Source organism: Bradyrhizobium sp. USDA 223 (assembly GCF_044909005.1).
In the GTDB taxonomy this organism is placed as follows: Bacteria; Pseudomonadota; Alphaproteobacteria; order Rhizobiales; family Xanthobacteraceae; genus Bradyrhizobium; species Bradyrhizobium yuanmingense.
On record NZ_JBIYDR010000001.1, the window covers coordinates 4244999 to 4266944 of the forward strand.

The 21946-nt window shown below is 59.4% G+C and carries 17 protein-coding genes and 7 pseudogenes; 12 read left to right on the forward strand and 12 right to left on the reverse strand.

The genetic code is table 11. From position 1 onward, the window contains the following. The first annotated feature begins 228 nt into the window (after window positions 1–228). Complete coding sequence (locus ABIA40_RS19585) at window positions 229–516, forward strand: DUF1488 domain-containing protein (protein ID WP_333919549.1); 288 nt, start codon at window positions 229–231, stop codon at window positions 514–516. Between the two features lie 336 nt (window positions 517–852). On the opposite strand, the gene ABIA40_RS19590 is transcribed toward ABIA40_RS19585, so the two are convergent. From ABIA40_RS19590 to ABIA40_RS19605, 4 genes and pseudogenes are all read right to left on the reverse strand, one after another. Continuing rightward, window positions 853–1236, reverse strand: a complete 384-nt coding sequence (locus ABIA40_RS19590; protein WP_271542407.1) for a hypothetical protein — start codon at window positions 1234–1236, stop codon at window positions 853–855. Between the two features lie 492 nt (window positions 1237–1728). After that, window positions 1729–3367 (reverse strand): annotated as a pseudogene (gene groL / locus ABIA40_RS19595) (chaperonin GroEL). A gap of 141 nt (window positions 3368–3508) precedes the next feature. Then, complete coding sequence (locus tag ABIA40_RS19600; RefSeq protein ID WP_247419046.1) at window positions 3509–3826, reverse strand: co-chaperone GroES; 318 nt, start codon at window positions 3824–3826, stop codon at window positions 3509–3511. Between the two features lie 387 nt (window positions 3827–4213). Continuing rightward, a pseudogene (locus tag ABIA40_RS19605) lies at window positions 4214–4627 on the reverse strand (transposase); the annotation flags it as partial. A gap of 170 nt (window positions 4628–4797) precedes the next feature. Between ABIA40_RS19605 and ABIA40_RS19610 the strand changes: the two are divergent. Further along, the gene (locus ABIA40_RS19610) at window positions 4798–5085 is read left to right on the forward strand and encodes a hypothetical protein (RefSeq protein WP_404542908.1); all 288 of its coding nucleotides are present in this window, start codon (window positions 4798–4800) and stop codon (window positions 5083–5085) included. A gap of 294 nt (window positions 5086–5379) precedes the next feature. On the opposite strand, the pseudogene ABIA40_RS19615 reads toward ABIA40_RS19610, so the two are convergent. The 3 genes and pseudogenes from ABIA40_RS19615 to ABIA40_RS19625 all read right to left on the reverse strand — a co-directional run. Beyond that, window positions 5380–5646: pseudogene (locus ABIA40_RS19615) on the reverse strand (glycosidase); the annotation flags it as partial. Beyond that, window positions 5639–6064: pseudogene (locus ABIA40_RS19620) on the reverse strand (transposase); the annotation flags it as partial. The pseudogenes ABIA40_RS19615 and ABIA40_RS19620, both read right to left, overlap by 8 nt. A gap of 646 nt (window positions 6065–6710) precedes the next feature. Continuing rightward, window positions 6711–7331 carry a hypothetical protein gene (locus ABIA40_RS19625; RefSeq protein ID WP_404542910.1) on the reverse strand — a complete coding sequence of 207 codons (621 nt, stop codon included), beginning with the start codon at window positions 7329–7331 and terminating at the stop codon, window positions 6711–6713. 134 nt (window positions 7332–7465) lie between these two features. Here ABIA40_RS19625 and ABIA40_RS19630 point away from each other — a divergent pair, with 134 nt between their 5' ends. Further along, window positions 7466–7951 (forward strand): hypothetical protein, encoded by a 486-nt coding sequence (locus tag ABIA40_RS19630; protein ID WP_404542912.1) that lies wholly within the window; start codon window positions 7466–7468, stop codon window positions 7949–7951. Between the two features lie 595 nt (window positions 7952–8546). Further along, complete coding sequence (locus tag ABIA40_RS19635; RefSeq protein WP_404542914.1) at window positions 8547–9296, forward strand: Crp/Fnr family transcriptional regulator; 750 nt, start codon at window positions 8547–8549, stop codon at window positions 9294–9296. Window positions 9297–9516: 220 nt separating this feature from the next. Here the strand turns inward: ABIA40_RS19635 and ABIA40_RS19640 are convergent, their stop codons facing one another. Both ABIA40_RS19640 and ABIA40_RS19645 read right to left on the reverse strand, forming a co-directional pair. Continuing rightward, entirely contained in the window at window positions 9517–9762 is a 246-nt protein-coding gene (locus tag ABIA40_RS19640; RefSeq protein WP_145628328.1) for a DUF6894 family protein, read from the reverse strand. A gap of 496 nt (window positions 9763–10258) precedes the next feature. Next, window positions 10259–11289 (reverse strand): annotated as a pseudogene (locus ABIA40_RS19645) (IS110 family transposase). A gap of 288 nt (window positions 11290–11577) precedes the next feature. Between ABIA40_RS19645 and ABIA40_RS19650 the strand changes: the two are divergent. Further along, window positions 11578–12288 (forward strand): annotated as a pseudogene (locus ABIA40_RS19650) (IS5 family transposase); the annotation flags it as partial. A 206-nt stretch (window positions 12289–12494) separates the two neighbouring features. On the opposite strand, the gene ABIA40_RS19655 reads toward ABIA40_RS19650, so the two are convergent. Beyond that, on the reverse strand, window positions 12495–12755 hold the full coding sequence (locus tag ABIA40_RS19655; RefSeq protein ID WP_018642512.1) for a DUF1488 domain-containing protein: 261 nt from the start codon (window positions 12753–12755) through the stop codon (window positions 12495–12497). A 574-nt stretch (window positions 12756–13329) separates the two neighbouring features. On the opposite strand from ABIA40_RS19655, the gene ABIA40_RS19660 reads away from it, so the two are divergent. The 3 genes and pseudogenes from ABIA40_RS19660 to ABIA40_RS19670 all read left to right on the forward strand — a co-directional run bounded on the left by ABIA40_RS19660 (window position 13330) and on the right by ABIA40_RS19670 (window position 15618). Continuing rightward, complete coding sequence (locus ABIA40_RS19660; protein WP_018642510.1) at window positions 13330–13722, forward strand: response regulator; 393 nt, start codon at window positions 13330–13332, stop codon at window positions 13720–13722. A gap of 76 nt (window positions 13723–13798) precedes the next feature. Next, window positions 13799–14682: pseudogene (locus tag ABIA40_RS19665) on the forward strand (transglutaminase N-terminal domain-containing protein). Between the two features lie 126 nt (window positions 14683–14808). Further along, window positions 14809–15618 carry a transglutaminase family protein gene (locus ABIA40_RS19670; RefSeq protein ID WP_041953380.1) on the forward strand — a complete coding sequence of 270 codons (810 nt, stop codon included), beginning with the start codon at window positions 14809–14811 and terminating at the stop codon, window positions 15616–15618. A 221-nt stretch (window positions 15619–15839) separates the two neighbouring features. Here ABIA40_RS19670 and ABIA40_RS19675 read toward each other — a convergent pair whose 3' ends face one another. Then, a complete protein-coding gene (locus ABIA40_RS19675; protein ID WP_018642507.1) occupies window positions 15840–16517 on the reverse strand; it encodes a Crp/Fnr family transcriptional regulator in 678 nt (225 codons plus the stop codon). Window positions 16518–17002: 485 nt separating this feature from the next. Here ABIA40_RS19675 and ABIA40_RS19680 point away from each other — a divergent pair, with 485 nt between their 5' ends. The 4 genes from ABIA40_RS19680 to ABIA40_RS19695 all read left to right on the forward strand — a co-directional run bounded on the left by ABIA40_RS19680 (window position 17003) and on the right by ABIA40_RS19695 (window position 20676). Beyond that, window positions 17003–17374 (forward strand): hypothetical protein, encoded by a 372-nt coding sequence (locus ABIA40_RS19680; protein ID WP_018642506.1) that lies wholly within the window; start codon window positions 17003–17005, stop codon window positions 17372–17374. A 562-nt stretch (window positions 17375–17936) separates the two neighbouring features. Beyond that, window positions 17937–18290, forward strand: a complete 354-nt coding sequence (locus ABIA40_RS19685) for a hypothetical protein (RefSeq protein ID WP_404542916.1) — start codon at window positions 17937–17939, stop codon at window positions 18288–18290. A gap of 473 nt (window positions 18291–18763) precedes the next feature. Continuing rightward, window positions 18764–19558 (forward strand): alpha/beta fold hydrolase, encoded by a 795-nt coding sequence (locus tag ABIA40_RS19690; RefSeq protein ID WP_404542918.1) that lies wholly within the window; start codon window positions 18764–18766, stop codon window positions 19556–19558. Beyond that, window positions 19555–20676, forward strand: coding sequence for an ATP-binding protein (locus ABIA40_RS19695; RefSeq protein ID WP_404542920.1), 1122 nt, complete (start codon window positions 19555–19557; stop codon window positions 20674–20676). The genes ABIA40_RS19690 and ABIA40_RS19695 overlap by 4 nt, the downstream gene beginning before the upstream one ends. 39 nt (window positions 20677–20715) lie before the next feature. Here the strand turns inward: ABIA40_RS19695 and ABIA40_RS19700 are convergent, their stop codons facing one another. Next, the gene (locus ABIA40_RS19700) at window positions 20716–21888 is read right to left on the reverse strand and encodes an AI-2E family transporter (RefSeq protein WP_404542922.1); all 1173 of its coding nucleotides are present in this window, start codon (window positions 21886–21888) and stop codon (window positions 20716–20718) included. Window positions 21889–21946 lie beyond the last annotated feature (58 nt).

Genomic DNA, 21946 nt, shown 5'->3' on the forward strand with positions numbered 1-21946 from the left:
TTGGCCGCGGCGGGAGCACAATGCTCTCAGTCACCGATAACAGCCGAGGAGCGCGCGGTGATGACTAAGATGTAGTGCCTATTCGCAGAATGACGAGGGCCAAGCGCAACTTTCTTGCTGTCGTTATCATCGAGCGACATTGTAATACGCTTCCAAGATAACCACTTGAGAGTTCGCGCAACTGAATCGCTCCAACCTCCGATGCAAATCGTGCTAGGCGCGAGTCTCGTGTATCGGCAACTGATCGGCTCAACCATGATTGAGTTTCCAAATCACAGTCGCTCTTATGATCGCACGCGGCGCGCCGTGCGATTTTGGGGATACGACAGCGCTATTGAGGCGTCGTTCTTCATAAACGAAGGTGCGCTGAAGCGACTTAAACCAGATGCCAGCTACGATGAACCAGGCTTTCTGAACGCGTTTGATTGCAATCGTGACTTGATCTGTGCCGCCGCTGCCAAGATCTACAGCCGCGGCAGCAGGGGCTCTTACGATTTGGTCGCCGCAAACTTTTGAAACGGTCCTGCTCGCGCAAGCTGGGCTCCATCAGCGAAATTGCGCGGCGAACAGCTAAACGTCGACTCTTTGATCTGCCCACCTGGACAATAGCGCTGGGCCGACACCCGTGTGCCGGAAGATCCCAACCGACACTGCGCGCGAATTAACTTCCGTCGTGTGTAGGAATTTTCCTCTTCGCGTTCTGGCTCACGGAACGGTTGCGTGGAAAGAAAAGACTCTCACCCGGGAAGTGGCGATGGTCACATCGAATCGACGGTATAAGCCGCCTGTGCCTGCAAGAAGAGGCCGGGAACCATCAATGGCAGCGGTCTTTCCGCCGCACGAGTTTCCTGACTATCCGCGCAGCTCCGCGGCATTCTTGCTACCAAGCGATTCGGCACAAGCTTTTGCAACGGCCGAGTTTGGCTCGGTGCTTCCCGGCATGGTGGCCCAACCGCCTTTTTCAACGAACTTGCTCTGGTCCCATGCATAGGTCGCTTTCTTCATTTCGACCAGGTTTGCCGACGCGTCTGCGGCTTGTCGAAACTTCTCAACGCAGATGGGTGTGAGAGCTGCGACGACAGCCGTCGCAGCTCCATTCCTTGCGAGCGCCTCGGCGGTCCCACCCGTCACCCAGCCGCCCCAGCTGAAACCCACGATTGCCAGAGCGATTGCTCCGGCCACGGCTCCCCACAGTGCCGGCCGCACGGCAGCTTTTGTCTCCCTGGAGATTTCCATCGTTTTCGCCTTGACCTAGAGGTAAGTCGAATCTCACCCGTTAAGGAGGCTAGACACGTCAAGCGATCGGCGTCTGTACCAAATTGCTCACGCAATCGCATACGGACACTCTTACGAGGGCACGATGCGCCTTGTCGCCGTAGCCTGGCGGCAGCGCCCTATGCTCACAGCGAGTATCTGCGCCAAGGGCCAGGAGCGGGACTCCCCGAAATGTCGCGCCCTTGTGAAATCTCTACACTGCGCGGTCTTGCCAATAATCGGTTCGAGTGTTCCTTTTTGAACAGACGCGACATCTTTCCCCGATTTCTTCCGTGCATTGCCTGACTTGGAATTATTACCGATCAGCCCGGCTCTCGTGGCCGGGCTTTTCGCTTGAGGACTTCGCGGTCGATGCCGATAGGACAGCAAGGCTCACCTCGGCACCTCGGCATCTCTGTAGGATTCGGCTCATCCGTTTCCTTCTCTGCCATTCTTCGTCATGAGCCGGCTCGCTTAGAAATCCATACCACCCATGCCGCCGCCCGCAGGCACGCCGGTGCCTGCATTCCTCTTCGGCACCTCGGCGACCATGGCTTCGGTGGTGATCAAGAGAGCCGCGACTGAGGCCGCGTTCTGGATCGCCACCCGAACCACCTTGGTCGGGTCGATGATGCCTTTGGTGACCAGGTTGACGTATTCGCCGGACTGGGAGTCAAAGCCGTAGCCGTACTGATCCTTCTCCAGGATCTTCCCGACGATCACCGAGCCATCCTCGCCAGCGTTGATCGCGATTCTGGCGAGCCGGATACGATAGAGCCTTGCGCACGATCTCGACACCGGTCTTCTGGTCATCGTTCTTGGTGCGCAGCCCCTTGAGATGCTCGGAAGCGCGCAGCAGGGCGACGCCGCCGCCCGGCAGGATGCCTTCCTCGACCGCCGCGCGGGTCGCATGCATCGCGTCATCAACGCGATCCTTGCGCTCCTTCACCTCGACCTCGGTCGCGCCGCCGACGCGGATGACCGCGACGCCGCCGGCGAGCTTGGCCAGACGCTCCTGCAGCTTCTCACGGTCGTAGTCCGAGGTGGTCTCCTCGATCTGCGCCTTGAGCTGATTGACGCGCGCCTCGATGTCGGCCTTCTTGCCCGCGCCGCTGACGATGGTGGTGTTCTCCTTGTCGATCATCACCTTCTTGGCGCGACCGAGCATGTTGAGCGTGACGTTCTCGAGCTTGATGCCGAGATCTTCCGAGATCGCCTGGCCGCCGGTCAGGATCGCGATGTCCTGCAGCATGGCCTTGCGGCGATCGCCGAAGCCTGGAGCCTTGACGGCCGCGACCTTCAGGCCACCACGCAGGCGGTTCCCGACGAGAGTGGCGAGCGCTTCGCCTTCGACGTCTTCCGCGATAATCACAAGCGGCTTGCCGCTCTGCACCACGGCTTCGAGCAGCGGAAGCAATTCATTCAGGTGAGACAGCTTCTTCTCATTGATGAGGACGTAGGCGTCGTCCATCTCAACGCGCATCTTGTCTGCGTTGGTAACAAAGTAAGGCGAGATATAGCCGCGGTCGAACTGCATACCTTCGACGACCTCGAGTTCAGTCTCGAGCGACTTCGCTTCTTCAACCGTGATAACGCCCTCGTTGCCCACCTTCTTCATGGCGTCGGAGAGGAACTTACCAATCTCGGCATCGCCGTTGGCCGAGATGGTGCCCACCTGGGCGATCTCGTCGTTCGAGGTGACCTTCTTGGAGTTCTTGACGAGGTCCGCAACGACGGCTTCCACGGCGAGGTCGATACCGCGCTTCAGGTCCATCGGGTTCATGCCGGCGGCAACCGCCTTGGCGCCTTCACGGACGATCGCAGCCGCGAGCACGGTGGCGGTCGTGGTGCCGTCGCCGGCGGCATCAGCGGACTTGGAGGCGACTTCGCGCACCATCTGGGCGCCCATGTTCTCGAACTTGTCCTCGAGCTCGATCTCCTTGGCGACGGTGACGCCGTCCTTGGTGATGCGGGGAGCGCCGAACGACTTGTCGAGAACGACGTTGCGGCCTTTGGGACCGAGCGTGACCTTGACTGCGTTGTTGAGAATTTCGACACCGCGCAGCATCTTGTCGCGGGCATCTACGCCGAACTTGACTTCTTTGGCCGACATCATGATCTCCGTTTTCGACTGGTCAGATCCCAATGATCGCGCCTAGGCGAGCTCTTAAGGAGCGGGATTTGAACTTGCGGGCCTCATCCTGCGAGACGCCGGCTGCGCCGACGGCTCAGGATGAGGAAAACTGACTGGTGCTTAGGCAACCTTCTTCTTCGCGGCAGGCAGATCGACGAGAACGCCCATAATGTCGCTTTCCTTCATGATCAGCAGTTCCTGACCATCGAGCTTGACCTCAGTACCGGACCACTTGCCGAACAGCACGCGGTCGCCGACCTGGAGGTCTATCGGAATCAGCTTGCCGGCTTCGTCGCGGCCGCCTGGACCAACCGCCGTGATCTCGCCCTGCGAGGGTTTTTCCTTGGCAGTGTCCGGAATGATGATGCCGCCAGTGGTCTTGTCTTCGGCTTCGATGCGCTTGACCACAACGCGGTCGTGAAGCGGACGGAACTTCATGCTGTCCTCCTGTTTTCTGGTTGTTGTTGCTTTGGATGAAATAGCAGTCGTGGCCAGCAAGTGCTAATCAGCACATAAGCCGCCGCAGGGGACGTACAAGACCGTGCTGAATCGATATTCCGAGAGCATCACAACTGCCAAGGCCGCGGCGGCTAGGGAGCCGGGATGCAAAGGTGTGAGTTCTGCAATCTTATGCTCTTCTCTGCTTTGAGTTGCACGGCCTTTTCAGAGATCCGCTGTTATTCGGCGCGCGGTTTGACCCCGATCGGCGCCGAAGGTTGACCCCCGCCAACACAGCCGAATTCATTGAACGATCACGGGAATGTTCATCACGTATGGGGTCAATGTTGTAAGCCGATGGGGGGCGAACTTCGGCTTATTCACATTCACCCTGTCGTCGATCTCGCCGCAGAGCCGGCTCACCTGGCTTTTGGAGATCCCGGTCATACCCATCGCCTGCACCAGATCGTCCACCGAGCGGGTCGAGACGCCCTGCACATGGGCTTCCTGCTCCACGGCGGTGAGCGCCTTCTTGGCCATCCGCCGCGGCTCCAGGAAGCCCGGGAATTAGGACCGCTTGCGCAGCTTGGGAATGCGCAGCTCAATCGCGCCGGCCCGGGTCCCAGATCCAGTCGCGGTAGCCATGCGCTGGGCCAGACGCTCGGGGCCTTCTCGCCGTAGCCCGCCCCCGGTCTGGCTTTCGAATTCCATCTCCATCAGACGCTGGGCAGCAAAGCCGATCAGCTCGCGCAGCAGATCGGCGCCTGGGGTCTTCTCTACGAGCGTGCGCAGGTTCATCATGTCGTTGGTCGTCGGCTTTCCTCGGTTGGGTTGGCGTGTCGCAACCCGATCCTACCGGAGAACTGCCGGTGACCACTGCAAAGCCGCCCGCCCGCTACGGCGCTAGGTGAGGCGCGCGTCCGGGCGGCTTTGCTCTACCGAGCTACATCACCTCCGGGGACACGACCAATATGTTCGAGATTACGATCGCACGCATCGAGATGATTCTGCCGAATGAACGTGGCGAGGACATTCGCCTGACGTTTCAGTTCGATAGCCGTCAGACCAGTTTTACCTTGCCAATTTTCCTGAAGTCTTGCGAATTCGACGATACCGAGATCGTCAGGGTCGCCCGAAGCCAATTGCACGACGTTTTCGCGCAGCTTTGCAGCCAGTGCGCGAATTGGCAACTGACAGACGACGAGCGTCGCGAGCTCGCAAGAATTAGCGTGCGGCCCGCTGTCACGGCGCAGGAGTAGCTCGGGAAAAAAAGGAGCTATTGAATTGGATGTATGCTCCTGAGATCAGCTTAAGATGCGCGGATCGAGTCAAGTCCACGGAGGGTGCTAGACGAGTGGCGTTTCGAATAGGAAGTGAGCACAATCGAAGGCCAGCTGGATGTAACGCATCTGGATTCCTCTGTTATTATCCTCTCGATGGCTACGAACACGTCAGGAGAGTGGTGCTTCCGCCCTTGCTCGCATTAGCTGGCTATTAGGTTCCTACGAGTTGTTGAGAAACACGGTTGACGCCAACGACCACGAAGGCCGCGCCTAGCATTTCATCGCGTCCATGAGCTCGGAAATCTCGATCGTTGCGAAATTCGAGAATGTGTCCGACACGGCATATGGCAGAATGATCTGGTTGTTGTGCCGCATCCCGCCACAAGTATAAACGACGTTAGGGACGTATCCTTCGCGCTCGGATGATTCAGGCCGCAATAGCGGCTCGCGCGAACGTGCCAGCACCTTGGATGGGTCGCGCTTGTCGAGCAGCGCCGCACCGATCGAGTATTTGCGGACCGGGCCGACACCGTGCGTCGATCTCCGCGCACAGCCGTGAGACCTGGCTCTTGGAGATGCCGCTCATCCCCATGGCCTGCACCAGATCGTCGACCGAGCGGGTCGAGACGCCTGGCACATAGGCTTCCTGCACTACGGCGGTGAGCGCCTTCTCGGCCATCCGGCGCGGCTCCAGAAAGCCTGGAAAGTAGGAGCCCTTGCGCAGCTTGGGGATGCGAAGCTCGACCGTGCCGGCATGGGTCTCCCAGGTCCGGTCGCGGTAGCCGTTGCGCTGTGCCAGACGCTCGGGGTTCTTCTCGCCGTAGGCGGCCCCGGCCTGGCCTTCAACTTCCAGCTCCATCAATCGCTGGGCCGCAAAGCCGATCATCTCGCGCAGCAGATCCGCATCGGGGGTCTTCTCCACGAGCGTGCGGAGGTTCATCATCTCATCGGTCATCGGTGGTTCCTCGAATCAGGTTGGTGTCAGCAACCCGACCCTATCGGCGAACCGCCGGTGACCACCGCAAAGCCGCCCGCCCGCTACGGCGCTATCTGCGGCGCGCGTACGGGCGGCTTTGCTCTACCGAGCTACACCACCACAGGGGACACGACCCCGAGGAACGCTACCCCTGGCGATGCTTGCGGCTCGTGAACTACTTCACGCCGTCAAAGCCCATCACACCCGCGCGCAGGAGAGGCGCCCGCCATGTCCGATTTGTTCGCCGCAATGCGCCATCCTACGATGAGGGCTTAACGGACCTGCCCGAGCAGCTTCCGCAGTATATGTTGGGAGATGAGACCCACGGAGATAAGCCAACGGTCGTTTAGTTCGAGTCCAGACCGAGCACCAGAAACTCAATTTCCAAACGCACCCAAGAAAATTGGCGGAAATAGCGCTGTTTATATAAGTGAACTCAGCAGCTTTGAGTGCTGGCTGGGGCGGGAGGGACCCCACCTAGATTTGGGCCACATCGCCGTTGCAGCTACGCACCTGAAAAACCTAACTAAATCAGGCAACACCGGTCCGGTGTGTAGCACCTCAGTGCTGCAGCCTGCAAGCACGGCAGCTGGGCACCATCCCATGGATTGCGCCCGGGCGTCACTCAGGGCTGCACAGGACGGCGCGGAAACGAGAAGGACGGCAGCCCCAAACTGGGTGCAGGCTGGACCTGATCAGTTGCTCGTTCTCCGTGCCCTTCATCGGCCTCGACCGAAGGCACGATGGCCGCCACGTCGGCAGAGACCTCGCCTGGAGCGCCAGCCGGCGGCTCCCCAAGGGGATCGCCCGCATCCTCACCCTTCAACGCGCTCACGCGGTCTCCGAACGTCTTACGCAGGCTGGCAAGCTGCCCTTCGGTCACCCGGCCGACCCATCCGCCATCCCGGCCGTGCCAGTGGAGCCCCGCCGAAACGAGCACCTGGCGCTTCGCCGCCGAGGCGTTGCGCCCGAACTTCACGAAAACCGCTGTATCGTCTTCGCTGACTCGATCTTCCTGAATCAGCCCCTCGGTCAACTTTGACACTCTCGAAACGAGCAGGTCGATCGGCACTTGGCTAAGATCCATGCTTTCAACTGTGGTCCCGATGAGCTCGATGATCTTCACCTTGTTGGATGCGGCCAAATCCGAAATCTCCTGCCCGATGCGGGCGTGATCCCTCTGCAATAGCGCCAACTTTTTGTTGTTGATCTCGATTTCACGTATGAGCGTAGCAACCTTCTTCATGGAATTCTCCTCCATCCATTCTGCTACGACACCATGGATGCCGGAAAAACGCCAAGGCTAGAATCTTGTCCGGCGTGCAGGCTTCCGAATTGCCGACACGCTCAATATATTAAGTTGCGAGAAAGAACAGCACCTTGGCAATTCCGTACGTGCGGGCGACACCGATCAGCCTCACCGTCACCGGTGGCGTGACAAAGAGTTTCGCCTATTCGGGCCGCACGATCATGATGGACCCTCGACCCGAGATCGCAGCGTTCGATTACTCAGCGTTGCGAGGGGATCTGGCCCACGTGGAGGTGCTCCTACCGCCCGATGCGCCCGCAATGTACCTCGATCCTGCCGCACTCGCATATGCTCTCGACGTAAAGGAAATTCAAAAGGTGCGGACGCCGCTTTCGCAGCGCGAGCGTCTGCCTCAAATCGTCATGTCGGCGGTTATCGCGCTACCTTCTGCATTCGAGGTATCAGGAGATGAAGCCCTCACGATCGCGCGGAGGATCGCCCTGTATCCGTGCGGATCGCATCGCGTCCCTATCCACATCGCGATCCACAACGCACCAGCTCGGCCGCAAGGTCGGGCAGCCGGTCGAGCCGACCCTCTGCGAAACGATAGTCGATGACAATATTCTGGCCTTCAATCCACCCGCGCTCGCGCAGCCCTTGCCGGAACGTGTCGAGTAGAGGTGGCCTATCGGAAAGTGACGTGACGCCAAGATAGCCTATCCGGGGCGACTTTCCCGCCTGCTGCGCGTGCGACGAGAACGAACAAAGCGCTGCGCTTCCAGTCAATAGGATGAATTCGCGTCGCCTCATGGTCCGCCCCAGGCTCAGGTGGCGGTATCGTACCGGCTCAAACTGCGTCCCAAAAGGGGTTAGTAGCGATGGTGGGATGCCCGCTAATGGAATGGTCCGACCGTGCTCCGGCCCTGCCAGCACGAGAAGCTGGCAAGGGGGCTCAAGACAAGGAGCACGCCATAGCCTTCGTTGGGCTGCATGAGTTGGTCGGATCATCTGCCGAAAGCGGACAACTTGCACCGCGAGCCAAAGTCGGCCACGGGCCAAATGCCGACAAGGTGAGGTAGAGGGATTTGTCGGTAAGCCTGAAAGATAAACTTCATCCGGCGCGGCAGTGCCTTTTTACCGGCATATCGCGAAGCAACCGGGACGGCTGCTCATAGTTAATGGGGTTTAGCTCTGTCCCATTAGGAGATTGAAGTGCCAAATCCTCTTACGCGCAAGCTGGAGCTGTTTGGCGAGCTTCCTGCTGAGGACAGGCGGCTTCTTGACGCGGTTGCAACAGGACGGCGATCGGTCCCTGCAAAGACCAGCATTATCCAAGAGGGGGATGCGCCAAGCGACGTTCACCTCGTACTCTCCGGTTTCGCCTGTCGCTCCAAGGTGCTTGCAAACGGGCGGCGTCAGATTTTTGCGTATCTTGTTCCAGGCGACTTTTGCGATTTGCACATTTTCATCCTGAAGGCGATGGACCATTCAATTGAGACCCTCTCCCCCTGTGAAATGGTCGCAATTCCTCGTGCCAGAGTTTTGGAACTAACTGGCCGCCCGGCGATTGCTCGTGCGCTGTTGTGGTCGAACCTTGTCGATGAAGCAACCCTAAGGGAGTGGCTGGTAAATCTTGGTCAGCGCGACGCGGTTCAGCGCATCGCTCATCTGTTTTGCGAGCTTCACCTGCGGCTGGCCTCGGTCGGCCTTGTTAGGGACGGCGAATTCTCTCTGCCGATTTCGCAATCAGAGCTGGGCGACACGATGGGACTGTCTACCGTTCACGTGAATCGGGCCCTGCAATCCCTGCGACGCCAGAGCCTCATAGGCCTTGAATCACATGTCCTGACCATCCCCGACATTGATCGTCTACGTAAATTCGGCGACTTCAATCCCAACTATCTGCACCTTGAAGGCGGCAAGACGGATAGGTCTCCAACAGGTGGTGTGCGCCCTGGCTAAGAGGTATCACTATTCTCTTCGAGGGCGCTAAGTTGCTTTCGAAGATCAGCCTCTAGCTCCCGGATCAACTCTGCCGTAGCCCGATCGGAAACTGCCGCGCCATTTCGCGACAGGGCTCCAACTTCTATTCAAGGACTTGCTTGTGCCGCTGACGATTCATGACCGTAATACGCATTGCGTGCGGAAAAGTTGCCGTGTGCGGTCTTATAGACCCTTTAGATTACTCGGAGGCCGTCGCTGTTACGGAGAGTGTAAGGTGAGTTTGACCGCCATCAGGCACCGGGCTGTCGGTCACCCTCATCTGCCACGCTATTCCCCTCCACATATCCGTGGGCCGCTCAGACTTCAGAATTCCGCCTGCGAATGCCACTGCTTCAGCTTTCAAAGCCTCGATGTCATCAGCCTCGGTTCCAACGTCATCGACAAAGTTCTTGCCATTCAAGACATGAAAATAATAGCGGGGCATGGTGCTCCTCCGTCTGGGCGGGGAGCGCTGTCGTGTCTCTCAGTCAGCGGACGCCTGGTAGAAGCCGGTGATAAAGGACAATCCGGGCGCATGGGTCATGTTCCAAGCAATAAGTCCGCGAAGAGCGTCCCGTGGCAAGCCGCGTGTACGAAGGGCTGTCCCTTGCCTCCTAGGCAGATAATTTACCCCTTATAGAGCGTTCGCCGGCCTGCTTTGGGTCATGTGTGGACGACGCCCTCATTGCAAGAAGAATCTAACGTTCCGCTTGCGGTCGGGTGCAAGTCATGTGTCCGGCCTGTTTGCGCGGCACCATGACCGCTGGCCCTGATGTAATCCGCGGATCGGGTCCCAATCATTCGCACGGGCTTTGACGCCCATGACCCAGAAGCGGGTTGTCCCAATCGACGGCTCGACCGTTTCGCATCACGCCATCATCACCCTCGCAATTCGATCGTTTTGCTCCGCCGTCGCCTCACGCTCCCGTTGCCAAGCCTCTTCAGGTGACTGCAGCGAGCTCCGGCGCTCGATAGTGTCCCCCTTTGGCCATGATCGCCCAAGCGATGCGCGCCATCTTGTTGGCAACGGCAACAGCGACGAGCTTGGCCGGCTTCTTGCCCAACAGCTTCATGACCCAGGGATGCTTTTGCGGATACTGCCGGGCGTGTCGAACAACCGCCGTTGCACCGACGACGAGCAACCGTCGGAGATAGCGATCTCCCTGCTTGGAGATGCCGCCGAGCCGCTCCTTGCCGCCCGTCGAGTGCTGCCGCGGCACAAGTCCGATCCATGCTGCAAAATCCCGGCCGGATTTGAAGACACTCGGGTCTGTGACGGTGGAAGCGATGGCGGTGGCCCCGATCACGCCTATCCCCGGCACGGTCTCGAGGCGGCAGCTCATATCGTTGGCACGATGATGGGCGGGGATGGCCCGATCCAGAGCCCCGACCTGCAATTCCAGGGCAACGAGTTGATCGACAATGGCATGCAGCGCCTGTTTCATCGCGGACGGAAGAGCTTCGCGATTACTCTCGTCCGTGATGATCGCGGCAAGCTGCGCGAGACCTTCCCGTCCCGTCTCCGCAACGAGGCCGAACTCGGCAAGGTGGGCTCGGAGCGCATTGATCAGCTGTGTGCGTTGACGGATTAAAGATCCCTCGTTCGATGCAACATCAGCAAGGCTTGCTGATCGGCCGACTTGATCGGCACGAACCGCATCGATGGGCGTGTCACAGCCTCACAGATGGCGGCTGCGTCGGCAGCATCATTTTTCGACCGTTTGACATAGCCTTTCACGTAGCTCGGCGGCATCAGACGCACGGTATGACCGAGCTTGGAGACTTCACGCGCCCAGTGATGAGCGGTTCCGCAGGCTTCCATGCCGACCAGGCAAGGAGCAATCTTGCTAAAGAAGTCGACGACCTGCTTGCGCCGCAACTGACGGCTGATGACGACCTTACCCGAACTATCCACGCCGTGCACTTGGAACACGTTCTTGGCGAGATCAACGCCGATGGTGCTAACCTGCATATGGACGACCCCCTCCGGTGATTCGTTGTTCAACGATCACCCTTTTGGCACACTCGATGCCGGGAGCGGGCGTCGTCCACTACATCATTCGCGACGCGGCCGGGCCAGCAGCAAGTCCGATAATGTCTTTTTGCCGCCGGAGCGGAAGTAAATTCAGAGCATTAGCAGGACCGCGACCGGTCATTGCGGCTTGGTGGCGCTGCCCGAGACGTGATTCAAGCTCCACAACCGGAGTCTCGAATCAGGCGCTACGAACTCAGCGACTACGAATGGACCGCCATCAAACCGATGCTGCCGAACAAACCGCGTGGGGTTCGGCGTGTGAACGACCGTCGCGTGCTCAGTGGCATCTTCTGGGTCTTCCGCTCAGGTGCCCCATGGCGCGACCTGCCTGAGAACTATGGTCCCCGCACCACTTGTTACAATCGCTTTGTGCGGTGGCGACGGGCGGGCGTCTGGGACCGGATCATGGATGCGCTGGCCGCCGGTCATGATGCGGCGGTGCAGATGATCGACACCTCCGTCGTGCGCGTGCACCAGCACGGAGCGTGTATCTCGGACAACAATCATCAAGCTATGGGTCGCTCGCGAGGAGGCCTCACTAGCAAGATTCACGCGGTGGTGGACACCAATGGCCTGCCGGTCCATCTCGCGCTCACGCCCGGTGAAGCGCATGACAATCGGCTGTGTTCGGTTCTCCTCAGCGCCTTGCTCCCACAAACCATGTTACTCGCGGATCGTGGATACGACGCGGACTGGATCAGGGAGCTTGCCCGCCAGCAAGGAGCATGGGCGAACATTCCGCCGAAACGAATCGCAAAGACCCGATCTGCTTCAGCCCGTATCTGTATCGCGCGCGCAACTTGATCGAACGGTTCTTCAACAAGATCAAGCAAAGTCGGCGTGTCGCAACCCGATATGACAAACTCCCAGCCAACTATCTGGCGTTCGTCAAGCTCGCATCAATCCGAATGGCTGCGTGCTAATGAGTCCGCGCCCTAATAGGACAGAGCTAAACCCTATTAACTACCAGTAGTCGCCCCGGTTGCTTCATGATTTGCCGGTAAAAAGGCACTGCCGCGCCGCCGGATGAAGTCTATCTTTCAGAATTACCGACAAACAGACGGAGACTCCATCTGCCTACAGGCAGAGGCAGAGGGGTTCATTTGGCTCGGGGGCGAAACCCTTAACAGGCGCCGATCGGGTCAAAAATTGCCGGCGACCAGATCGTAAGAGCCCCTGGTACCGCGAACGTACACCTTGGCGGCGGCGGCGCATATCAAGTCCCGATTGGAATCGAAAGCGTGGAGAAGGCTCGACTCATCGTAACCGGTATCGGGTTGAATTCGCTTCAGCGCTTCTTCTTCGATGAAGAACGATGCCTCAATGGCGCTATCGTGTCCCCAGAACCGTACGGCACGCCGCGTGCGGTCGTATGAACGGCTATGGTTTGGAAACTCGATCATGTGGCCGGAGCCGATCCGTTGTGGAAAGGTGACTTCCTTGCCTTGCCAGCTCGACGCGATTTACCTTTTGGACGGCCGATCTGCGACCGCCCTTGCGAGCGACGGTGCCAAACCTGGCGCTGGAAGAGCGTTGAGGCGCCCGCAAACTCTTAGATGGCTACGTGGAAAGCGAACTACAATCCCGTTCGCCCTGTCACAGCAAATAGTTTCTGCCTGACCTCGCTATTCCGCGGACGGGCACTATATCTTGAATATCACCGCGTGCTTCCCGGCTGTTATCGGTGACTGAGAGCATCGTGCTCCCGCCGCGACCAAAAGGCGGTCAATATGTCAAACATCTCAAAATTCGGACTGCGCGAGTGGCTGGTGCCGCCGGTCGTTCTGCCGATCTTCTTCGCGTTTGTGATCGCTGGTGCGGTGCTCATTCAATGGTAGCCGCCCGCGGGCCGCAGCGGCGCAACTCTCTGAGATCATGAAATTGCATCTCAACGGATAAAGGGATGCGGCAGCGAGACAGGAACCATAGAGGGGCGTGCCGATCATCGGTGCGCACCCACAGCAGCCGTGAGTCTCAATGACGTTCGGTCCATCACGCGTTCCAGCCTTCGTTCTCGTCGTAGAAGACGAGATGGTGCTCCGCAGGCGCGCAGTTGGCATGGTGGAAGACGCCGGCTACACGCCGTTGGAAGCGCTGGATACCGACGAAGCCCTCGCAATCCTGAGCTCCAGATCCGACATCGCGCTCGTTTGCGCCGACATCCAGCTGCCGGGCAGCATAGACGGCATAGGCCTTGCGCACACCGTGCGTAGACGGTGGCCGGCAATCGACCTCATCCTGATGTCCGAGAAATTGAACCCGCCGAGCATCGATCTTCCCCCTTGCAGCGAGTTCTATGGTAAGCCGCTCCAGGCTTGGCAGATCAAAGCTGGTATTCGTAGGATGATTGGCCACGCCCGAGGCGCGTGAGAGGACCCACCATCGTCCGGTCTCCGCGTCAAGCGGCCAGCGAGCAAGCTCTCACCTCTCGTCGATCGGCGGTACCATGGCGATCTTCCTCGTCCGGCATATCACGACATATCGGTACCGGCGCGCGGTCAGGCTCGGCCGACATCAATTAATGGCACGGCCGCGCGATAGTTTCGACCAGCGACTGATTGATTTCTCGCTCAATGTGACGCCCGAGCCTTCTGAGGTGAGGTGGCTGCACGATGTCTTCGGGAATTGTGTTGCGCAGGTCGAGTTTGGCTGTGACAGCGACAATTTGCGATTCGAGTGTGTCATCAAGGTCGACCACACGCCGGAGAACGCGCCCGACTTCAGAATTGAGGACCACGCGAAGGACCATCCGTTTGCGTATCAGGCGGAGGAGGCGCCCGACCTGGCACCCTATGTTCAGAGATGGTTCTCAGACCCGGAAGACCATCTCGGCAGGTGGCTGGACACGTTTCTCGTGCGCGGGACCAGACGTTCTACCGGACAGGTCCTGATGACCCTCAATGAAGCAATCTCGGATGGCTTCGCCTACGACCGCCGCACGGCCCAGGAACGCAAAGTCCTTCTACGACACTCGAACGCAGGAAGGGCACCTGCCGGGATTTTGCCGTCTTGATGATTGAAGCTGCGCGAAGCCTGGGCTTCGCCGCACGCTTTATCACCGGCTATATCTACGTACCGGATCGCGATGGTCCTGTCTGGCTGGGCGGGGGAGCCACCCATGCCTGGTGCCAGATCTACGTCCCCGGCTCCGGCTGGGTCGAGTTCGATCCGACCAATGGAATCGTCGGAAACCGCGATCTGATCCGCGTGGCGGTGGCCAGAGTCCCAAGCCAGGCCATTCCCCTGTTCGGCACTTATTGGGGAGCTCGTGAGGACGAGCTTGGGATGGATGTGGACGTGAACGTCAAAACAGCGGCGGCTCTGTCGTAATGTCGCTCAATGAAGAGGCAGGAACACGCCCCCCGCCAGCGCGTTGGAACTTCCGAACGCCACGCTCGATAGGCACGATCGAGATCGAAGCAGCCGCGGCAATTTGTCGACTTTGGAGGACGCCGAGTGAAGATCCGGGTCGGCTATGAGATGATCTACGACTTTCCGCAGCACACACCCATGATCATGGTCCTGGGCGTTCATTTCTCTCGGGCATCGGACGTCGTCGTGCCCGATTATCTGACCACCACGCCCTCCGTTGCGATCGTCCCCTATCGTGACGGCTTCGGTAATTGGTGCAGCCGCATCGTTGCTCCAGCCGGTCGAATGCGCCTGGCCGCTGACGGGATCGTTCGCGACACCGGCTTGCCGGACGTCGTTGTGCCCTCGGCTACCCAACACGCGGTCGAGGACTTGCCGGCAGAGACGATCGTATATCTGCTCGGCAGCCGCTATTGCGAAACCGATCATCTGTCCGATGTCGCGTGGAAACTTTTCGGGAAGGTCTCGCCCGGATGGGCCCGTGTTCAGGCGATCTGTGATTTCGTTCACAATCACATTCAATTCGGCTACGAACACGCGCGCGCAACCAAGACGGCCCGGGACGTCTTCAACGAAGGCAAGGGCGTTTGCCGAGACTTCGCGCATCTGGCCATCACGTTCTGTCGCTGCATGAACATTCCCGCCAGATACTGCACCGGCTATCTCGGCGACATCGGCATGCCTCCCCCCTACGCCCCAGGAGACTTCGCGGGATGGTTCGAAGCCTACATCGGCGGACGTTGGTACACATTCGATCCACGCAACAACGTCCCCCGGATTGGACGTGTGCTGATCGCTCAAGGACGTGACGCGGCCGACGTGCCGATTACCCAGACGTTTGGCCCTAACACCTTGGTCAGCTTCAAGGTGTGGACCGACGAGATCCATTCGTGAGCACAGGATGAAGTGAGGCTGAGCCCTGGATCGCTCCAGAGAAATGATCCCGGACTTGCGACTCGACTTGACCGTACGAAAGCGAGTTGAGCTTCTGCCGGAACGAATGTCGATGGCGCAACTTGGTAAGGACGACCGGATGCAAACGCCCCCCACAGCATCCGAGGAAATGACGGCCTCATTGCGCCCCCACGCTCTGGGGCCGTCGCTTGGGAGTCTCTCTAGTCGCGCTCTCTGAGCACGGGCTTCTCGTGCAACACCGCACTCAACAAAGAGTTGTGGACCTCGATGTGGCCATTATAGCTGATGAGCCCCAACCTTCGAAATTTGTTCATGAAATAGCTGACCCGCGATCGCGTGGTCCCGATCATCTCAGCCAGTGTCTCCTGATTGATGCTCGCACTGATCGGCTGCGGACTGCCTTCCTTGCCGAAATTCGCGAGCAGCAACAGCAGGCGAGCCAGCCTCCGTTCGCTGGAATTGAATAGCTGGTCGATCAGGTCCTCCTCGATCCGGCTGTTTCGGGTCAACAGATACGAAATGAACAGCTGGGAGAATTTCGGCTCTTCACGGATAGCCGACATCATCGCTTCTTTGGTTATCGACGTGATGACGCAATCTTCCATCGCCGTTGTCGTCGCGATCCGCAGAGGATGACCATTCATGCATCCCTCGCCGAAGAACTGACCGGGCTCGAGAATGGCGACGACTGCCTCCTTGCCCTGCTCCGAAACGACCGTTAGCTTGACCTTGCCGCTTTGAATGTAGAACACCGAGTCAGCAGCGTCGCCCTGCTGAAACACATGCTGGTTCTTGCGAAACGTCAGAATGGCCTTGCCGGCGCCCACCTTGCCGAGAAAATGTTGGGGATCGAACGTGTCCTTGGACGGCTTCGCCACGCGTGGACTCCTTTGAATCGACCAAACTTGTTCGCTTCGATCGGCTGCCAGGGAACGGCTTTCTTGACCAAGCGACGAACGGTTGCTCCTTGCCGGCCAGACCTTGCGGCAGCGGCCCTATTGGGCAGAATTTACTCCCTGATTGTTCGCAATTCTAGGGAAGAGCCACTTTCCAAAGGGCGCGGCTCATTGCGCGCCCATCAGCAGGCATTCTCGGGCGAAGCGACGGTCGCCCTGCGCGTGGCACGACTTTACGATTGAGCATGGAAGTATGCCGACCCGGCGGCACGACGCGCTGGTCAATATAGCTCACCATGGAGTTAGGCAGCGCCCGAACTCCTTGCGGGCCCTGCTTTGCACCCCCTCGCTATTCGACGCTTCCATACCCATATCCTGTGTGTCTGATCGGACCATTGGGCCAATTGAGTGCAACGCCCCGCGACAGGCTGCCGGCCTGAATAGGTCGCCGACAACAGGAGGATTCCATGCCACTTGCGCACTTTCGAATCGATGAAGGACCGCACACGATGGACGGGCTCCGACTCATTGCACGGGATGGGAACAAGCAGGTCGAGGCATTCATGAGCCGGAAGGTGATGGACGTCTGGGCAGAATCCGTCGAGCATCTTGGAGGACGTCAAAGTCTTTTCCGAGATCAATACAATGCGCTTGGCAGACTGAACCTCCCCGCACTTCAACGGATTGTGCGCGCGAAATACGAGCGAGGTGCCGCGTTCAACCGCCAACATCCCTTCGTGGAGGTCCTGTTCTCTGACATTTCCGAAAGTGGCGAGACCTTGGATCTAAGTGAACTGGTTCGAGAAGCATTACCCCCGGCATTTCATAGGCTGGCCTAACATCCTGAAGGCAGGCAGCGACCGAAGCGTACGCTTCCGGCTCGCCGGATTCAGCACATTTACTTGCGAGTGAGCAATATTGACCAGCAAGGCGACAAGCCAGGTTTCAATATGACTTCCGTAGCCCTCGGTGAGGGAAAGTCAGCGCGCCGCCTGGCCATGGTCATGCCGTCACTTCTGTGCAAGCGAACAGACAAACAAATCGGCTACAGCGTCTCGCAACTCGTTCAATTGCGCCATCAGATGCTCCGGTTTGCTCGGACGCTCCCGCCGGGACCTGACCGGAATCAGCGGCGGCAAATCGCATCTTCCTTGCGAAGCCTTGCCAGACGCAAGCGGTGAACCGGCTGTCCCTGATGACGAAGTCAAGCATTGCAAGACAAGATAAAGTTAGGGGCCGCCGGCTCGTTGCCAGCCGTGCCAGGCGCGGTTCGACAAGCGGGCGATGCGCCTTACATCGGACGAGGAACGTACGGAGCGCAAGCGTCGACGGACAAGAGGCCCGAATCTCGCCCCGGGGGGCTCGACCGCTTCGACCGGCCGAGGAAAAGGAGTGGTTCAGATGATGGTGCCAGTGAAAACCGAGGAGTTACCTGCGGGCGTGTTCGTGCTGGAGATCGATGGCCAGCCGATCTTAGCGCTCATGGCTGCCACGCTTTTCCAGGCCAGAGAACTCGGCCAGGAGCAATGGCTCCTAGAGGACTTGAAGCGAATGACGCTCGGACACAGACCGCTTTGGGATGGGATGTCTCCGATTAGGGTGCGTCGCGCCGATCCAGCAGAAGAAGTGTATTACGTCGACGCGAAGACGGAGAGAGCTGCGGACGACTCGCCTTTGGTCTATCTGGTTCGGCGCGACGATGAAGCGGATGCAAGTGGAGCCGTCACTCGTGGCACATTTCCGCCCAGGAGATGATTTCGAGATGGCGTGGGGTCTCGTCGGTCAAGCGACATTGGGCGCGCCATGACAATGGCTGAGACGTCATCAGTGTGAACAGCAGTCAACTACAGCATCCCAGATGCACCGCCTCGAGATCGAAGATGTGACTTTCGGACGCGGAGTGGATCGACAGTTCGCAGGACGCGCCTCGCGCGTCGCCAGTCGCGGGCTCTGATCTCGCCAGATCATTCCATTGAAGCGCGGCCAGCTTCCCGCTGGAACTGTCCCGGCGTTGGGGCCGTTCCAGATTGCATCAGATGGCTCGAGCGATATCCGGCAGCTGGTCATCTACACGGGTAGGAAATCACGATGTTCCTGATGGTTCTGATCTGGGCGACGCAGAACCGAGACGCTGCCCTGGAGCCAAAGCTCGACGAGTGCTCCTGGCCAGGGCCGCATTGCGCTTAGCAAAGATAGAAAACTGCACGATGATGCGTAAGGGAGGCTTTATGGCAAATGTAACCGAACGGAATAACGTTCACGTTCGTGGCGCGGGCGACCGGGCGATGGTCTTCGCCCACGGCTTCGGGTGCGATCAGAACATGTGGCGGTTCGTGGCTCCGGCGTTCGAAAGGGACTTCAGGACGGTTCTATTCGACCACGTCGGCGCCGGCGGATCCGATCTGTCGGCCTATGACTGGGCCAAGTATTCAACCTTGTCCGGTTACGCCGACGACGTGGTCGAAATCGGCGCCGAGCTAGGTTTGAAGGATTGCGTCTTCGTCGGACATTCCGTCAGCAGCATGATTGGCGTGCTGGCGGCGCGACAAGCGCCAGGCATGTTTGGCAAGCTCGTGCTCATCGGCCCTTCAGCCCGCTACATCGACGACGAAGGATATGTTGGCGGGTTCAGTGCCGAGCAGATCGATGAATTGCTCGCGCTTCTCGAATCCAACCATATGGGTTGGTCAACACAGATGGCGCCGATGATCATGGGCAATCCCGACCGGCCCGAACTCGGTCAGGAGCTCACGAACAGCTTCTGCCGCACGGACCCCGATATTGCCAAAGCGTTCGCCCGTGTGACTTTCACCTCCGACAATCGCAAGGATCTCGCGGAAGTTTCCGTTCCAGTCCTCGTCCTCCAATGCAAGGAGGACATCATCGCCTCCCAGGAGGTCGGCGCGTTTGTTGTCCGCAATATTCCCGACGGTCGGATGCTCGTCCTGAATGCGACCGGCCATTGCCCGAACCTCAGCGCGCCCGACCAGGTCATCGCGGCGATGCGAGCTTTCGTCTCGTGAGCACCTCCGGTCCAGACTTCGAGGACATGGTCAACAACGCACCGTGCGGGTACGTCACCCTGCACGCGAACGGCCGTATCGCGCACGTCAACCTGACCTTGCTGGCGTGGAGCGGGCACGCGGCAGACCAGATAGTCGGCGAGCGATTCAGCGATCTCCTGACCATGCCGGGCCGCATCTACTACGAAACCCATATCGCGCCGCTGCTGCGGATGCAGGGCTTCTTCAACGAATTCGCGATCGACCTTGCGACCGCTGCCGGTGAGCCGCTCCACATGATCGCCAACGCGAATGAGCGCCGCGATGCGGATGGAAAGCTGCTGCTCATCCGTCTCGCGTTGATCAAGGCGACCGATCGGCGGCGCTACGAACAGGAGCTCCTGGCAGGCCGAGAATCGGCCATTGCGGCCGAAAAGGCGACGCAAGAGGTGCTGCTGCTCGAGCACGAAACGTCCGAACTGCGTGAACAGTTCATCGCCGTTCTCGGTCACGATCTCCGCAATCCCCTCGCCTCCATCAGCGCCGGCGCGAGGCTCCTCGGCCGAACCGTGCAGAGTGAGAAGGAGCACCACATCGTCGCCATGATGCAGACCACAGTCATGCGCATGGCCGCAATGATCGACAACGTCCTCGACTTTGCACGCGGTCGTCTGGGCGGTGGCATCACCCTGGACTATGATGCGAGAGGACCGCTGGAGCCCGTCCTCGCCCAGGTGATCGACGAACTGAGGCTTGCTTCGCCCGGTCGGGTCATCGAATCCGAGTTTGCAATCGATGGGCCGGTCAACTGCGATCGCACCCGCATCGGCCAGCTCCTTTCCAACCTGCTCGGCAACGCTGTGACACATGGTGCGGCCGACAAGCCCATCACCGTTCACGCCGAGACGCAGAATGGATCGTTCGAGCTCTGGGTCACCAATGCGGGTGCGGCTATTCCGCAAACCGTGATGGACAAGCTGTTCGAGCCGTTCTTCCGGGGCAAGGCTCGTGCGAGCAAGCAAGGGCTTGGATTGGGACTCTACATCGCCTCTCAGATTGCGAAAGCCCATGGAGGTGCTTTGACCGTCGCATCCACACCCGCCGAGACCCGCTTCAGTTTCTCAATGCCGCTGGCATAGCCTGCATACTGCAACGGCCGCGTTCCGGCGGACACCGGACTAGCCTTCGAGGATGTGCCCCAAAGCCTTGAGCGGGCGTACGCGATCACTGACGATCTTGAGGATGGCCAACATCGGAACGGCCAGGATCGCGCCAGGCACACCCCACATCCAGAACCAGAACACCAGCGACAGGATGACCAGCACCGGGTTCAGGGTGAAGCGTCGGGCAAGCAGCAGGGGCGTCAGGGTTTCACCTTCGACGAGATGGATGCCGAAATAGAGGGCCGGCGGCAGCAGGGCCCACCACAAGCTGTCGAAGCTCAACATTCCGGCCAGGAGGAAAATGACGGTCCCCAGCAGCGGTCCCAGAATTGGAACGTAGTTGAGCAGGAAGGCCGCGGCTCCCCACAGCAGGGGGTCTCCAAGTCCGCAGAAATACATCGCAACGGCCGTTGCAACACCCACTGCAGCATTCATGGCCGTGATTGTAAGAAGATAGGCGGATATGTCCGCTTCGACCTGCTGGGAGATGTCCACCGCCTGCCTCTTGTCGCGAAAATTTGGGAGGACCTCGACGATACGTCGTAGAAAGATGTCTCCTGCCACCAGGAGAAAATAGAGCACCAGCACGGTCGTAAACAGGCCGTCGATGACAGCGCGCGTTCCAGCGAAGAGCGCGCCGGTGAGGCCGAGATCCCTGCGGACCGAAACGATGGCACCTTTCCTGTCGGGAGCGTCGGCGACGTGCTCGGCCTGCTGGATGACTTTCTGGAGCGCTTCGATCGGCCGCTTCAGGACGACCAGGTGAGTTTCGAGACGAGGTAGACCCTCCGGCAATTTCTCCGCCCAAGTCGCGGCCGGTAGCGACAAGGCTGCCACAAAGCCCACGAGCCCTCCCACCACCACCAGGATCGCCAAGAGCGCCCCGATGGCACGGGGGAGACCTATACGCTCGAGCAGATGCACAGCGGGCTGCAGAATGAGCTGCAGCACGAAGGCGAGCACCACGGGCAAGATGATCGAGCTTGCCGCGTGAACAGCTGCCAGCACCGCCAGGGTCAGCAAACTACCGAGAAAGAAGGTCTGCGGACTGGACGGCAGCGGCATTTCGATATCGTCGGCCGCCTGCGGTGGCGAGACAGCCGGTTGCGGCACGCTGACATTCTGCCCTGGGGACGAGGGGGGCTCATGCGGCAACTTTGACAGCGAGACCACGACCCTTTTCTCCATCCCGATACGGGGGCTTGCCCCCGACCGCTGAGTCAGCTTCGCACGGCCGGAAGCGGCA